Here is a 15,020-nt window from a genome sequence, read left to right on the forward strand (position 1 = left end):
CTCTATGTCCCCGGGATCGGCGCCTCAATCGCGCATCGTGGCCACAATCTCCTTCACGATCTCCATCGTGGTGCCGGGGTGCAGGAAAGCGAAACGCGCGACGGTCTCGCCCTCCCAGCCGGTGGGGGTGACGAATCCGATCTGCCCGGCCAGCAGCCGTTCTGACCACGTGTAGTAGTCCTGGGCGGTCCATCCCGGACGCCGGAAGAGCACGGCGGACAACTCGGGCTCGCGGATGAGCTCCAGGTGGTCGCTCTCCCTGATCAGCTCGGCGGTCTCCCTCGCCAGGGCGAGCCCGCGCTCGACGGCCTCGGTGTAGGCGTCGGTCCCGTTGACCGCGAGCGAGAACCACAGCGGCAGCCCGCGGGCGCGCCTGGTCAGGTGGTAGGCGTAGTCCGTGGGGTTCCACTCGCCGCCGTCGGTGTGCAGGACGTCCAGGTAGGAGGCGTCCTGCGTGTGTACGGCACGCGCCAGGTTGGGGTTGCGGTAGATGAGCGCGGCGCAGTCGAACGGGGCGAACAGCCACTTGTGCGGATCGACGACGAACGAGTCGGCGTGCTCGATGCCCTCGTAGCGGTGCCGGACGGAAGGGGCGAACAGCCCGGCGCCGCCGTACGCGCCGTCGACGTGGAACCACAGCCCGCGCTCGCGGGCCACCTCCGCGACGCCCTTGAGGTCGTCGACGATGCCCGCGTTCGTGGTGCCGGCGGTGGCGACCACGCCGATGACGTTCTCCTGGCCTTCGAGCGCCTTCCGCAGGGACGTGCCCGTGAGGCGGTGGTCCTCGGAGGGCACGACGAGCGCCTCGACGCCGATGATACGCAGCGTGTTGGCGATCGAGGAGTGGGCCTGGTCGCTCACGGCGATCTTCGCGTTCGGCACGCCGGCCGTGTCCCTGGCCACGACGAGGGCCGACAGGTTGGCGGCGCTGCCGCCGGAGACGAAGCAGCCGCCCGCCGTGCCGGGCAGGCCCGCGTAGTCGGCGATCAACCGCAGGACCTGGTTCTCCGCCGCGATGGCGCCGGAGGCCTCCAGCCAGCTGATGCCCTGCAGCGAGGCGCAGGAGACCACCATGTCGAACAGCAGCGCCGCCTTCGTGGGGGCGGCGGGGATGAAGGACAGGAACCGGGTGCTGTCCGCGGAGATGACCGCGCGGGAGAGCTGCTGGTCGTAGACGTCCAGCACCTTGGCGGGGTCGGCGCCCTCCTTGGTGATCAGCCCGGCGAGCGCGGCGTCCAGCTTGTCCTTCTCACCCGGGTGGTCCAGGGGAACCGGGTCGCGGGCGAGGCGCTGCCTCATGTAGTCGAAGACCAGGGTGGTGAGGCGCTCGTCGTAGCTATGCACGCATGCAGTATGGGGATAAAACCGAAAAAAAGGGAAATAGCAGACGAAGATCTACCAAACCGGTTGGCCGGTACGGCCCGGCTCGTTTTGTCGGTGCCGGAAGGCACCATGGTGGAGTGAGCTTCCTCGACCACTTCAGCAGGGTGACCCGCGAATGGTTCACCGGGGCCTTCGCGGCTCCCACGCCTGCCCAGCTGGGGGCGTGGGAGTCCATCGCGCGCGGCGACAACACGCTGGTCGTCGCGCCCACCGGGTCCGGCAAGACGCTGGCGGCCTTCCTCTGGTCGCTCGACAGGCTCGCCGCCCGGCCGCCGGCCCAGGAGGGCAAGCGGACATGCAGGGTGCTCTACGTGTCGCCGCTCAAGGCGCTGGCCGTCGACGTGGAGCGCAACCTGCGGGCGCCGCTCGCCGGGCTGCGGCAGACGGCGCGGCGCCTGGGCCTGGCCGTACCCGAGATCTCGGTGGCGATCCGCTCGGGCGACACCTCGGCGGAGGACCGCAGACGGTTCGCCGCCAAGCCGTCCGACATCCTCATCACCACGCCCGAGTCGCTGTTCCTGCTGCTCACCAGCCAGGCCCGAGAGGCGCTGCGGGGCGTCGAGACGGTGATCGTCGACGAGGTGCACGCGGTCGCGGCCACCAAGCGCGGCGCGCACCTGGCGCTCAGCCTGGAGCGGCTCGACTCCCTCCTCGAACGGCCCGCCCAGCGCGTCGGGCTGTCGGCCACCGTGCGGCCGGTCAGCGAGGTGGCCGCCTTCCTCGGCGGTGCCCGCCCCGCGGCCGTGGTGCAGCCGCCCTCGGACAAGCGCATCGAGGTGGAGGTCGTCGTCCCGATCGAGGACATGACCGAGCTCGACGCGCGGCCGGTGTCCGACCCCGACGCGTTCGTGCAGGAGCCCGCGCGCAGGTCGATCTGGCCGCACGTGGAGGATCGCCTGTTCGACCTGATCGAGGCCCACAGCTCGACGATCGTCTTCGCCAACTCCCGGCGGCTGGCCGAGCGCCTGTGCACGCGGCTCAACGAGCTGGCCTACGAGCGGGAGCGGGGCGGCGACGACGTGATCGACCTGTCGATCTGGGAGAGCGGGCCCGAGCCGCCCGCCGCGCCGGCGGCCCTGCCGGCGCCTGCGGAGATGATGGCCCAGGCAGGCGCGAGCAAGGGCGCGGTGCCCGAGATCGTGCGGGCCCACCACGGGTCGGTGTCCAAGGAGGAACGCTCGCAGATCGAGGAGGCGCTCAAGTCGGGCCGGCTGCCCGCGGTGGTCGCCACCTCCAGCCTGGAACTCGGCATCGACATGGGCGCGGTCGACCTGGTGGCCTGCGTCGAGGCACCGCCCAGCGTGGCCAGCGGCCTGCAGCGGATCGGCAGGGCGGGCCACCAGGTGGGCGCGGTCTCCAAGGGCGTGATCTTCCCCAAGTACCGCGGCGACCTGATCCAGACGGCCGTCGTGGCCGAACGGATGCGCAGCGGCCAGATCGAGGAGCTGCGCTACCCGCGCAACCCGCTCGACGTGCTGGCCCAGCAGATCGTGGCGATGACCGCGCTCGACGACTGGACCGTCGACGAGCTCGAGGAGGTGGTCAAGCGGGCCGCGCCGTACTCCACGCTGCCGCGGAGCGCGCTGGAGGCGACGCTCGACATGCTCGCGGGCCGCTACCCGAGCGAGGAGTTCGCCGAGCTGCGTCCACGGCTGGTGTGGGACAGGGTGACCGGCGTGCTGCAGGGCCGCCCCGGCGCGCAGCGGCTCGCGGTGACCAACGGCGGCACCATCCCCGACCGCGGGCTGTTCGGGGTGTTCCTGGTCGGCGAGAAGGGCTCCAGGGTCGGCGAGCTCGACGAGGAGATGGTCTACGAGTCGCGGGCCGGTGACGTGTTCGTGCTGGGCGCGACCTCGTGGCGGATCGAGGACATCACGGCCGACAGGGTGCTGGTCTCACCGGCGCCCGGCCAGCCGGGCAAGCTGCCGTTCTGGCACGGCGACGCCCCCGGGCGTCCGGCCGAGCTGGGCAGGGCCATCGGGGCGTTCCTGCGGGAGCTGAACTCCAGCCTCGGTCCTTCCTCCGGTACGGCAGGCACGAGCGGCGCGGCCGACGCGCTGAACGACGGCCTGGCCGAGCGGATGCGGGCGGCGGGCCTCGACGAGTGGGCGGCGGGCAACCTGCTGGCCTACCTGCGGGAACAGCGCGAGGCGACGGGATACGTGCCCGACGACCGCACGCTGCTGGTCGAGCGCTTCCACGACGAGCTGGGCGACTGGCGCGTGGTGATCCACTCCCCGTACGGCGCGCGCGTCCACGCCCCCTGGGCGCTGGCCGTCAACCGGCGGCTGCGCGAGCGCTACGGCGTCGACGTGCAGGCCGTCCACTCCGACGACGGCATCGTGCTGCGCATCCCCGACACGCTCGCCGAACCGCCGAGCGACGTGGCCGCCTTCGACGCCGACGAGATCGAGCAGATCGTCACCGAGGAGCTGGGCGGCTCGGCGCTGTTCGCCTCCCGGTTCAGGGAGTGCGCGGGGCGGTCGCTGCTGCTGCCCCGGCGCACACCGGGAAAGCGCACCCCGCTGTGGCAGCAGCGCCAGCGGGCCGCCCACCTGCTGGGGGTGGCCGCGCAGTACGCGAGCTTCCCCGTGGTGCTGGAGACGATGCGGGAGTGCCTGCAGGACGTCTTCGACGTGCCGGGGCTGGTCCAGCTCATGCGCGACATCGCGGCACGGCGGGTGCGGGTGGTGGAGGTGGAGACCTCGCAGGCCTCGCCGTTCGCGGCCTCGTTGCTGTTCCACTACATCGGCGCGTTCATGTACGAGGGCGACGCGCCGCTGGCCGAGCGGAGGGCGCAGGCCCTCGCGCTCGACACCACGCTGCTGGCCGAACTGCTCGGCCAGGCCGACCTGCGCGAGCTGCTCGACCCCGACGTGATCGCCGACGCCGAGCGGGAGCTGGCCAGGCTCGACAGGCCGCTGCGCGACGCCGAGGACCTCGCCGACCTGCTGCGTTCACACGGTCCGCTGCTGGCGGCCGACGTGAGCGTGCGCGGCGGCGACCCGGCGTGGCTGGCCGAGCTCGAACGCGGACGGCGGGCGATCAGCGTCCGGATCGCCGGCGAGGAGCAGTGGGCGGCGATCGAGGACGCCGCCAGGCTGCGCGATGCGCTGGGCGCGCCCCTGCCGGTGGGCGTGCCGCACGCCTTCCTCGAGCCGGTCGCCGACCCGCTCGGCGACCTCGTGGCCAGGCACGCGCGCACCCGCACGCCGTTCCACGCCGGGGCGGCGGCGGCCAGGTTCGGGCTCGGCGTCGCGGTGATCAGCGACGCGCTGCGCAGGCTGGCGGCCCAGGGGCGGGTGGTGAGCGGCGAGTTCCGGCCGGGCGGACGCGGCGAGGAGTGGTGCGACGCCGGCGTGCTGCGGATGCTCAGGCGCAGGTCCCTGGCGCGGCTGCGCAAGGAGGTCGAACCGGTGCCGCCGGAGACGCTCGCGCTGTTCGCGCCGAGCTGGCACGGCGTCTCCGGCCGTCCCGCGGGGCGGGCCGCGGGCGGCGCCATCGGCGCGGCCAGATCGATGGACTCCCTGGTCAACGCGATCGAGCAGCTCCAGGGCGCGGCGGTGCCCGCCTCCTCGCTGGAGACACTGGTGCTGCCCTCGCGGGTGCCCGGCTACCATCCCGCGCTGCTCGACGAGCTCACCTCCTCGGGCGAGGTGATCTGGACCGGGCAGGGGGCGCTGCCGGGCGGCGACGGCTGGGTGTCGCTCTACTTCGCCGACACCGCCCCGCTGCTGCTGCCCCCGCCTGCCGAGATCACCATGACGCCGTTGCACGAGAAGGTGCTCGAGGTGCTCGACGGCGGCGGGGCGCTGTTCTTCCGCGGGCTGTCCGATCGCGTGGGCTCGCTCGACGACCTCGCGCTCACCACCGCGCTGTGGGACCTGGTCTGGTCCGGCCGGGTGTCCGGTGACACGCTGGCTCCGCTCAGGGCGACTCTCGGCTCGGGACGGCCCGCCCACCGGCCCGCGACCACCCGGCGGCGGCGGGCGGTGCTGCCGTCGAGGAGCGGATCGCCGCTGGTGGGCGGCAGGTGGTGGCTGCTGCCCTCGCCGTCGCCGGACGCCACGCAGCGGGCGCACGCGCAGGCGGAGGCCCTGCTCGAACGCCACGGCGTGGTCACGCGCGGTGCGGTGATGGCCGAACGGCTGCCCGGCGGGTTCGCGGCGGTGTACCAGGTGTTGCGGGCGTTCGAGGAGAGCGGGCGCTGCCGTCGGGGTTACTTCGTCGAAGGGCTCGGCGGGGCGCAGTTCGCCCTGCCGGGGGCGGTCGACCGGATGCGCGCCCTGGCGCCTGACTCATCCGGCCGTGTCGCCGGTGACGCCTCTGGTGGCTTCTCGGGCGGGACCGGGCTCTCGGATGGCGCCTCCGGCCGGCGCGGCGCGGAGGCGGGACAGCGCGCGGTGGTGCTGGCGGCGGCCGACCCCGCCAACCCGTACGGCGCGGCGCTCCCCTGGCCCGCGCGTCCTGGTGACGTCGGGCACAAGCCGGGTCGCAAGGCGGGCGCGCTGGTGGTGCTCGTCGACGGGCACCTGGTGCTGTACGTCGAGCGGGGCGGCAAGACGCTGCTGTCGTTCGCCGACGACGGGCGGCTGCAGCCCGCGGTCGACGCGTTGGCGCTGGCCGTACGGGACGGGGCGCTGGGCAAGCTCACGGTGGAGCGGGCCGACGGCGAGTCGATCAACGATTCGCCGCTGGCGGCGGCCCTGGAGGCGGCGGGCTTTCACCCCACCCCCCGCGGCCTCCGCCTCCGCGCCTGACCCCCGGAGGAACCGCCCACCAGCCACCGGAGGAGCGGCCCACCGGCTACCGAAGGTGCCGCCCATCGACCACCGGAAGAGCGGCCCACCAGCCACCAGAGGAGCCGCCCACCAACTGCCGAAGGTGCCGCCCATCGACCACCGGAAGAGCGGCCCACCAGCCACCAGAGGAGCCGCCCATCAGCCGCCGAAGGTGCCGTCCACCGACCCCCGGAGGAGCCGTCCGTCGGCCGCTGGGGTTCGGGTGACCGCCCTACACGTGAACACCTCCGGACCGGCGTTCCGCAGCGTGCCGTCCCGATCAACGGCCACCCCGGCTGGCCGCCGGCCCCCGTACCTGACCGGCGCCCCCGGAACCACCGGTCACTTCGGCTCCCATCGATCGGCAGCCACTGTGCACGGGGGCTTGGCGGGCGCCGCACGCGCGTACGGCCCCTTCCCCTTCCTGGGCGACGGCGGTCATGAGGCGAGGAAGTCGAAATGGAAGCCGATGATGAAGAGCACCGCGGCCACCACTCGCGCGGGATGAGCTGGTCGAGCCCGGTCCAGCAGGAAGGCGGTCCCGCGTAGGAGAGGCACGCACAAACCACAGATCAACGCCCACGGGAGCCAGAAGCACAGGGCCGTCAGCACGTACGCGAACGCTTCCGGGACGTGCACGAATCCGGCCGCGAGCGCCTCCGAGCCGGTGGCTCGTCCTGTCACCTGGAACGCCAGGGCGGCGGCTCCCCACAGCGCGAGGAACAGGCCCATGGCGATCAACGGCCAGTGACCGGGCACCCTGGGAAGATCCGGTACCGGCTGGCCCTGTTGTTCCATGAACGCCAACGAGACAGCCAGAAGGCCCACCACGGGAAGGCTGAGGACGAGGATCGCCACGATGACGGCCAGCACCGACCTGCCTACCTGACGCGCCCGTGACCAGGAGATCCCCGTCAAGCGCCGGCCGAATCCACGCAGCGCCTCCGGCCCCACAAGATCGAGGACGACCGTCAGCGCGGCGAGGAACTGTGACGCTTTTCCCACTCGTCCCCACAGGAACAGGGGCCAGCCCCACAGCGTCACCCCGGTGAGTTGCCGACCGTCGAGCCAGCGCATCCATAAGTCCCAGAGTTCCGCCATGAACGCATCATGCGGCGCCGGCTCGGTCGCGTCACGCGACCGCTTCTCCTCGACGAGCTGGGCGCGGCGCCGATCCCGCCCGACCAGGCGCTCAACCGGGGCAAGAGCCTCGACCGGACGGCAAGGCCCGAGGCTCGTCGACGGGTAGGCGGCGGCCTCTGGGGCTCGCCGTTCGCGGAGATCCGGTCCTGTTCTCTCCGGCGGAGCGGCTACGGTGATCTTCATGGTGTGGACAGCGGCGGAGATTCCCGATCTGTCGGGTAAGACGGCGATCGTGACGGGTGCCAGCAGCGGCCTCGGCATGATCACGGCGGGCGAGCTGGCGAGGCGTGGTGCCACCACCGTGCTGGCCTGCAGGGACACGGCGAAGGGCGAGAGCGCGCGCAAACGGATGCTCCGGGCCGCTCCCAGGGGTTCGATCGAGGTCCGGCGGCTGGACCTGGCCGACCTGTCGTCGGTGCGGGAGTTCGCGGCGGGCATCACCAGCGGCGTCGACATCCTGGTGAACAACGCGGGCGTGATGGCGCTGCCGTACCGGAAGACAGCCGACGGTTTCGAGATGCAGTTCGGCACCAACCATCTCGGGCACTTCGCGCTGACCGGGCTGCTGCTGCCGCGGCTGCGCGGCGCCAGGGTGGTGACGGTCAGCAGCCTGGCGCACGTGGCGGCGCGCATGAGGTTCGACGACCTCAACGGCGAGCTGGGCTACCACAAGTGGCTGGCGTACGGGCAGTCGAAGCTGGCCAACCTGCTTTTCGCCCACGAGCTGCAGCGCCGCGCGAACGGCCACCTGACCAGCGTGGCGGCGCATCCGGGTTACGCGTCGACGAACCTCCAGACGGCGGGTCCGCGCATGGCCGGCAACCGCTTCATGGAGCTGGGCCAGACGGTCACCAACGCGGTCTTCGCGCAGAGCGCGGGGCGGGGAGCGCTGCCGCTGCTCTTCGCGGCGACGGTGGCGGACCTGCCCGGTGGGAGCTTCGTGGGGCCTGGCGGTCCGTTCGAGGTGTGGGGCTATCCCACGATCGTGGACTCCTCGCCGGCGTCGAAGGACCGGAAGGCCGCGGCGAGGTTGTGGGAGATCTCGGAAGAGTTGACGGATGTTCACTTCGCGATGAACGGGTAGGGCACACCGCCCGCATGGGCGATCTTGCGGTGGTGTGCGGCAGGCCCGAGCTCGGGCATGCCGGCCACAACGAGGGGGCGGGCTCAGGCGTCGCAGGGCAGCGCGCGCCGCACTTCCGGCGGGGTCAGGCGCGGGAGCGGGCTCAGGCGCCGTGGGGCAGCGCGCGCCGCACGCCCGCCGCGAGCCAGATCGTGGCCAGCGCCGCGTACACGGCCAGCAACGCCGTCGTCGCCGAGGCGAACACCACCGCCGCGACGACGGCCAGGACGAGCAGCGCCGTCCAGCCGTACAGCAGCCCCCTGCCGGCGGCGGAGCCGGTGTGCACGGCCTCCTGCACGGGAGTGGCCAGGGCCATGACCGCCACCCCCGCGGTGCCCACCGCGCCGAGGCCGGCCACCACCCCCAGTGCGAGCAGCGCCGCACCAGCCGCGACCAGGCCGCAGCAGGCCACCGCCACCCGTGCCTCGACCCCCTCGAACAGCAGGCTGGTGGCCTTGGCGCGGGCCAGGCGCAGCGTCGTCCACGACTCGGCCACCCACGCCGCCCAGTGCAGCACCGCGATGAGGATGAACACCACGATCAGCGGCGGCACGGCGGGCAGCAGGAACGCCAGCCGCCCGCCCCGGAAGTTACCTCGCAGCCCGGCGAGCAGCCGGTAGAGCGGATTGCGCTCCTTCAACGCCTGCACCAGCAGCTCTCGCGCCTGGCCGAAGCCCGGGTCGAGCCGCAGCACCTCGCGGAAGGCGGTGGCGGCCGTCCCCGGATCCTTGAAGGCCAGCGCCATCCTGCCGTAGGCGAGGTGCGCGGTGGCGCTCTCCGGATCCAGCTGTACGGCACGCGCCGCCGCCGCCCTGGCCGGTTCGGCCTGCCCGAGCATGGTGAGCGCGACGGCCAGCAGGCTGGCCAGGTCGGCGTCGTCGGGGTCGATCGCCATCCCCCGGCTCGCCGCCTCCGCCGTCCCCTGCCACTCGCCCCGCAGCAGATGTGTCCTGGCCAGCAGCTCCCAGGTCGGCGCGTGCTGCGGCTCCAGCGCCAGCGACGCGTTGACCGCCGCGAACGCCTCGTCGGGACGGCCGGCGCGCTGGTGCACCTGGCCGGCCACGTAATGGGGGAACCAGTGGTCCGGCGCCAGCCGTACCGCCTCGTGCGCCTCCGCCACCGCCTCGGCCACGCCGCCCTGCTGGATGAGCGCGAGCGCCAGGAAGGCGTGCGCGGTCGTGTCGTGCGGCTCCCGCGCGAGCACGCCGCGCAGCTCCCGTTCGGCGTCGGCGGGCCGGCGCAGCTCCAGCAGCGTCCGTGCCCGGTCGAGCGAACCGGTGACCGTCACCACTTCCCCTTGACCCACGGCATCAGCTCGTCCCACGCGCCCGAGTCGTTGGCGTGCATCACGTAGTTGCGCGCGGTCGCCATCCACTCGCGGACCGCCGTCGGCCGCACGCTCCCCGCGGCGGCCAGCAGGTCGGGCGTCGACAGCGGCAGCGGCCGGCCCGCGCTGATCGACTGCTGGAGCTTGGCCTCGACCGCCCGGTCGACGACACCCTTCAGGTCCGCGCCGACGCAATGCTCGGTCGCCCGCGCCACCGCGTCGAAGTCCATCTCGGCCAGCGGCTTGTCGCGGCACAGGATGCGCAGGATGGCCGCCCGTGCCGCCGCGTCGGGCGGCGGCACGAACACCGGCTGGTCGAGCCGGCCCGGACGGCGGAAGGCCACGTCCACGTACCAGGGGGCGTTCGTCGCCGCCAGCACCAGGACACCCTCGTTGGCGTGCTGGTCCACGCCGTCCAGCTCCGCCAGGAACTGGTTGACCAGCTGCCGCGCGTGCGCCTGCCGCATGTCGGAGCGGCGGGCCGCCAGCGCGTCGACCTCGTCGAAGAACAGCACGCACGGCCGGTTACGGCGGGCCAGGTCGAAGGTGGCGCGCAGGTTGCGCTCGCTCGACCCCACGTACATGTCGAGGATGTCGGCCAGGCCCACGTTGACGAACGAGGCGCCGAGCTCTCCGGCGGCGGCCCTGGCCAGGTGGGTCTTGCCGGCTCCCGGCGGGCCGTACAGCAGGACACCCCCGCCGGCGCGCTTGCCGTACGCGGCGAACAGCTCGGGCTGCTGGATCGGCAGCAGCAGCTTGATCCGCAGCGCCTCCTTGACCGACTCCATGCCGGCCACGTCCGCGAAGGACGTGGCGGAGCGCTCCACCTCGGCACTGGTCTCCGGCGCCTGCTGGTAGCCCTGGCCCAGCGGGTAGCCCTGGCCCTGTGGGTAGGCAGGGGGTTGTTCCTGGTAGGCCGGGCTCTGCTGGTAGGTGGGGGCCTGCTGGTAGGCCGGTTGCTGGTGCTGGTAGCCCTGGCCGGGCGCCGGGTACGACGGGTGCCCCTGGTACGGCTGGTACGGCTGCGGCGCCGGGTATGACGGGGCCGGCGCAGCGGGGACAGCGAGCTTGGCGGCGAGTTCGGGGTCGCCGACGGACGGGTCGCGGGAGACCGCCTCGTGGTAGCGCCTGGCCGCCGCGGGCACATCGCCCTCGCCGAGCAGCGCCCGCGCGGCCAGCACCCCCAGCCTGGGGGGATAGCCGGGTACGGCGAGCAGCTGGTCGAGCGCCGCCAGCGCGGGACCGTGGTTGCTCTGCCTGACGAACGCCTCCGCCAGTCCGGCGATGATGTCCGGGTTGCCGGGCGCGAGCACGAGCGCGGCACGGAATTCGGCTTCGGCCTCGGCGAGGTACCCCTTGTCGAGCAGCTGGGCGGCCAGGTGCTGGCGCAGCGGGAGGTTGTCGGGTGACAGACGCGCCGCCTCACGGAGCGCCTGGAGGCCTGCGTCAGGCACGAGCCATTCCCTTCTGTCGCAGGAGTATCAATCCACCACAAATACGCAACATACCGAAATGGAGCGACATGGCGGCCCGGAAAGCGGCCGGGCGCGGAGCAGAAGGAGGCCCTCGCGGCACCCGTCGACAGCGCGGGCGGCAGTCGCCTTCTACGTGGCGACCGGCTCGGGGGCGCTGTGGCGGCTGCCGTTCGGCTCGGCCACCTGGGAGGACGACGGGTCGTCGGCGGGGGCGGTGTCGCTGGCCGGGATGAACGGCAGGCTGTTCGCCCTGGACGCCTCGGGGGTGCTGCGGACGCGGATTCCCGGGGCGGCGTGGGCGGAGCACGCCGTGGCCGTCCCCGGACGGGTGCTGACCGCCCACGCGGGGCTGCTGGTCACCGCGGGGCCCGGTGACCCGTTGCGCTGGCGTCCCGTCCGCTGACCCCGCTGACCTCGCTGACCCGGCCCCGCGTCCGTCCGGGCTCCCGCCGGGGAGCCCGGGGCTCAGGACAGGTTCGTCGGCCCGTACAGCGCGTGCGGGGCGCCCGTCGCCATCGCCCAGTACCGGTCCCCGTACGACCAGTGCCACCACTCGGTCGGATAGTTCACCAGGCCGATCTCCTCCAGCGCCGCCACCAGGATCTCCCTGTTCCCGCGCGCCTCGGCGGAGATGTTCGGCGCCCCCGTGTAGCACGCCCCGTCGCTCTGCTCGGGGTTGTCGTTGACGGCCGTGCCCATGTCGTACTCCTCCCCGTCGGGTGAGCACAACGTCAGATCCACCGCCGCCCCGGCCGTGTGGGGGGCGACGGACACCGGCGAGACGTACCGGCTCGCCGCCACATGCGCCTCGTCGGGCGACATGTCAGGGAAGTCGGTGAGCAGTTGGTCCCGGTACTCCTCGAAGTACCTCCGCTGTGTCTCGATCGGCCGGTATCCCTCGACGACCAGCAACTCGTACCCCGAAGGCAGCGGCGCCTTCTCCAGCCTGGCCAGCAGGCCCGCGCGCAGGTGCGCGTAGGCGCCCTCCGCGTCCGCCAGGCGTGAGTCGACCCGCAACCTCCCCCGCACGTCCTCGAGCGGCTCGCCGCACTCCTGCACGGGAATGGCCGCCACCCGGGGATCGGAGATCAACACGATGTCGCGCATAGTCGAGAATTCTCACACAGTGTCGGAGAAGACCTGCTCGCGGGCCTGCTCGAGGGCGGCGACCAGCGCGCCGCGCAGCACCGGGTTGCCGGCCACCGCGGTCGCGGCGACGCGCGGCTGGCTCGGGCAGACCTTGGCCACGGCCTGCTCCACCCGCTCGGCCAGCGCCGGTCCGCCCGCCCTGCCGAGGTCGCCGCTCAGCACGATGAGGCCCGGGTCGAGGACGACGGCGACGGCGGCGACGCCGACCGCCAGCCGTCCCGCGACCTCCTGCAGGTAGGCGTCGTGGCCCTGCGCGGTCGCCGCGCGGACCTGGTCGGCGACGCCGGCGCCCGCGATGCCGTACGTCTGGGCGAGGCCCTCCAGCGCCTCCTTGCCGACCAGGCGCTGGAAGGAGCCGGACTGCGGGTGGGAGACGTCGACCGGCAGCGGCTCGCCCGGCACCGGCAGCCAGCCGATCTCACCAGCGCCCCCGGTGATGCCCCGGTGCAGCCGCCCGCCGAGCATGACGCCGAGCCCCTGCCCGACGCCTGCCCAGATCACGGCGAAGTCGTCGTGCCCGGCCGCGGCGCCGTGGCGGTGCTCGGCGAGGGCGACCAGGTTGACGTCGTTCTCGATGGTGACGGAGGCGCCGAGCCGTTCGCGCAGGCTGGCCAGCACGCCGACGTGCCAGGACGGCAGGTCGTAGGAGAAACGCACGTCGCCGGTGCGCGGGTCGACGACGCCTCTGGTGCCGATGACGAAGGAGCGCAGCTGGGACAGGCTGATCAGGGCGGAGTCGCAGGCCCGCTGGACGGCGCCGTGGACGGCCCTGACCGGGTCGCGGCCGTCGCACGGGTCGACGGTGACCTCGACCACGACTTTACCTGTGATGTCGGCCACACCCACCGCGATGCTGTCGGGCAGCACTTCGAGCCCCGCGACGTAGGCGCTGGAGGGAACCACGGCATAGAGGGCGGCGTGCGGCCCCCTGCCGCCGGCGCGCTGGCCCGCGACCTCGACCAGGCCTCTCTCCTCGAGGCGGGACAACAGCTGACCCGCGGTCACCTTGGAAAGCCCCGTGCGTTCTCCCAGCTCAGCCCGGGTGAGCGGGCCTTCCGACAGAAGGAGTTCCAGCGCCGTGCGGTCGTTCAACCTGCGCAACAACTGCGGGGTTCCCGGGTTCCGCGCCATGGACGGCCCCTCCTCTCGTCACGATCCGCTAACGCCCGTTTTTTTTAAGAAAGTTTCTTGTTAGTTTAGCAGCAGTCAACCGAGGCCGGCGATCAAGGCTTCGGTGATCTCTACGGCATGACATGAGCGCAACCCCCGACGCGTTAGCCGGGAAGGGAGAACCCTAGTGAAGATCGCGAAGATCACGGCCGCCACGGCGACCACCGCCGCGCTTGCGCTGGGCCTGGCAGCCTGTGGCTCCGGCCAGCCCACCCAGTCCGCCGCGCCCGCCGCCTCCGGCTCCGCCTCCGCCGCCGCCTCCGAGGCCGGGCCCAAGTACGCGGGCAAGACGCTCAGCGTCTGGCGCCTGGGCGACAGCAACCCCGCCGCCGCCAAGTACATGGAAGAGCTGAACGCCGAGTTCAAGAAGCAGACCGGCGCCGACGTGAAGCTCGAGTGGATCCCGTGGCCGCAGGTGAACGACAAGTTCGCCGCCGCCGCCACCGGCTCGGGCGGCCCCGACGTCACCGAGATCGGCAACGACCAGGTCCCGCTGTGGCAGAGCCAGGACGCGCTGACCCCGGTCACCGACGTCGCGCAGGTCGGCGACCAGGCAGCCATCCCGAAGAACCTGTTCGGCCTGGAGACCATCGACAACGAGATCTACGGCGTGCCGTGGGGCGCCGGCGCCCGCGCCGTCCTCTACCGCGCCGACTGGTTCAAGGAGCTCAAGATCGAGGTCCCCAAGAGCTGGGACGAGCTCGTCGCCGCGGCCAAGAAGATCCAGAAGGAGAAGGGCGCGGACATCGACGGCTTCGCCTTCAACGGCGGCTCCGACGCCAACCACCTGCTGGGCGCGCTGGCCTGGTCCGAGGGCGCCGAGTACGCGGTCAAGGAGGGCGACAAGTGGGTCGGCAAGCTGACCGACCCGGCCTTCGCCAAGGGCTTCGCGACCTACACGGGCCTGGTGCAGGACGGCCTGTCCGGCAAGTCCCGCCTCACCCAGAACACGGTGGACATCCGCAAGCGCTTCGCCAACGACAAGGTCGGCATGTACCTGACCGCCGGTTGGGACCTGCCCGGCATCCAGGAGGACAGCAAGGGCAAGCTGAAGGGCGACAAGCTCGCCTTCTTCCCGCTGCCCGCCAAGTCCGGCGGTGAGGCCCCCTCCTTCTTCGGCGGCAACGACATCGCGCTGTGGGGCAGCACCCAGCAGGCCGACCTGGGCAAGGAGTACATCAAGCTGGCCACCAGCAAGACCTGGGCCGACCGGTACGCCATGGAGCAGGGCCTGCTGCCGATCTACCCCGACTCGCTGGCCAAGCTGAACGAGGACCCGGCCCAGGGCCCGTTCGCCCGCGCCTTCGCCAAGGCCAAGGCCTTCCCCGCCGACCCCAACTGGACCGAGGCCAACGAGACCAAGGCCGTGCTCCAGAACGCGGCCAGGTCGGTCATCGAGGGCAAGAAGGACGCGGCGGCGGCTCTGGCCGACGCCAACAAGGAACTCGAAGAGATCCTGAACCAGTAGT

10 protein-coding genes are annotated in these 15,020 nt (G+C 72.5%); 4 read left to right on the forward strand and 6 right to left on the reverse strand.

Annotated features, from left to right (window positions below; all coding sequences use genetic code 11):
* Positions 1-24: 24 nt before the first annotated feature.
* Entirely contained in the window at positions 25-1,344 is a 1,320-nt protein-coding gene (locus ACWEVS_RS11625) for a pyridoxal phosphate-dependent decarboxylase family protein (protein WP_452551206.1), read from the reverse strand.
* A gap of 116 nt (positions 1,345-1,460) precedes the next feature.
* On the opposite strand from ACWEVS_RS11625, the gene ACWEVS_RS11630 reads away from it, so the two are divergent.
* Positions 1,461-6,143 carry an ATP-dependent helicase gene (locus tag ACWEVS_RS11630; protein WP_452551208.1) on the forward strand — a complete coding sequence of 1,561 codons (4,683 nt, stop codon included), beginning with the start codon at positions 1,461-1,463 and terminating at the stop codon, positions 6,141-6,143.
* A gap of 459 nt (positions 6,144-6,602) precedes the next feature.
* On the opposite strand, the gene ACWEVS_RS11635 is transcribed toward ACWEVS_RS11630, so the two are convergent.
* Positions 6,603-7,490: a hypothetical protein gene (locus ACWEVS_RS11635; RefSeq protein WP_452551210.1), complete on the reverse strand. Its 888-nt coding sequence runs from the start codon at positions 7,488-7,490 to the stop codon at positions 6,603-6,605.
* Here ACWEVS_RS11635 and ACWEVS_RS11640 point away from each other — a divergent pair.
* A complete protein-coding gene (locus ACWEVS_RS11640; RefSeq protein WP_452412730.1) occupies positions 7,489-8,391 on the forward strand; it encodes an oxidoreductase in 903 nt (300 codons plus the stop codon). The two genes, ACWEVS_RS11635 and ACWEVS_RS11640, sit on opposite strands and share 2 nt — an antisense overlap.
* Positions 8,392-8,533: 142 nt before the next feature.
* Here the strand turns inward: ACWEVS_RS11640 and ACWEVS_RS11645 are convergent, their stop codons facing one another.
* Both ACWEVS_RS11645 and ACWEVS_RS11650 read right to left on the reverse strand, forming a co-directional pair.
* On the reverse strand, positions 8,534-9,718 hold the full coding sequence (locus ACWEVS_RS11645; protein WP_452551212.1) for a tetratricopeptide repeat protein: 1,185 nt from the start codon (positions 9,716-9,718) through the stop codon (positions 8,534-8,536).
* Positions 9,715-11,211, reverse strand: coding sequence for an ATP-binding protein (locus ACWEVS_RS11650; protein ID WP_452551214.1), 1,497 nt, complete (start codon positions 11,209-11,211; stop codon positions 9,715-9,717). The genes ACWEVS_RS11645 and ACWEVS_RS11650 overlap by 4 nt, the downstream gene beginning before the upstream one ends.
* Before the next feature lie 58 nt (positions 11,212-11,269).
* Between ACWEVS_RS11650 and ACWEVS_RS11655 the strand changes: the two genes are divergently transcribed.
* On the forward strand, positions 11,270-11,635 hold the full coding sequence (locus tag ACWEVS_RS11655; protein WP_452551216.1) for a hypothetical protein: 366 nt from the start codon (positions 11,270-11,272) through the stop codon (positions 11,633-11,635).
* Positions 11,636-11,697: 62 nt separating this feature from the next.
* Here the strand turns inward: ACWEVS_RS11655 and ACWEVS_RS11660 are convergent, their stop codons facing one another.
* Both ACWEVS_RS11660 and ACWEVS_RS11665 read right to left on the reverse strand, forming a co-directional pair.
* The gene (locus ACWEVS_RS11660) at positions 11,698-12,339 is read right to left on the reverse strand and encodes a M15 family metallopeptidase (protein ID WP_354906666.1); all 642 of its coding nucleotides are present in this window, start codon (positions 12,337-12,339) and stop codon (positions 11,698-11,700) included.
* Positions 12,340-12,351: 12 nt separating this feature from the next.
* The gene (locus tag ACWEVS_RS11665) at positions 12,352-13,512 is read right to left on the reverse strand and encodes an ROK family transcriptional regulator (protein ID WP_354906667.1); all 1,161 of its coding nucleotides are present in this window, start codon (positions 13,510-13,512) and stop codon (positions 12,352-12,354) included.
* A gap of 166 nt (positions 13,513-13,678) precedes the next feature.
* Here ACWEVS_RS11665 and ACWEVS_RS11670 point away from each other — a divergent pair, with 166 nt between their 5' ends.
* Positions 13,679-15,019 (forward strand): extracellular solute-binding protein, encoded by a 1,341-nt coding sequence (locus ACWEVS_RS11670; RefSeq protein WP_354906668.1) that lies wholly within the window; start codon positions 13,679-13,681, stop codon positions 15,017-15,019.
* Position 15,020: the final 1 nt, after the last annotated feature.

It is taken from the genome of Nonomuraea sp. NPDC003754 (genome assembly GCF_053605785.1).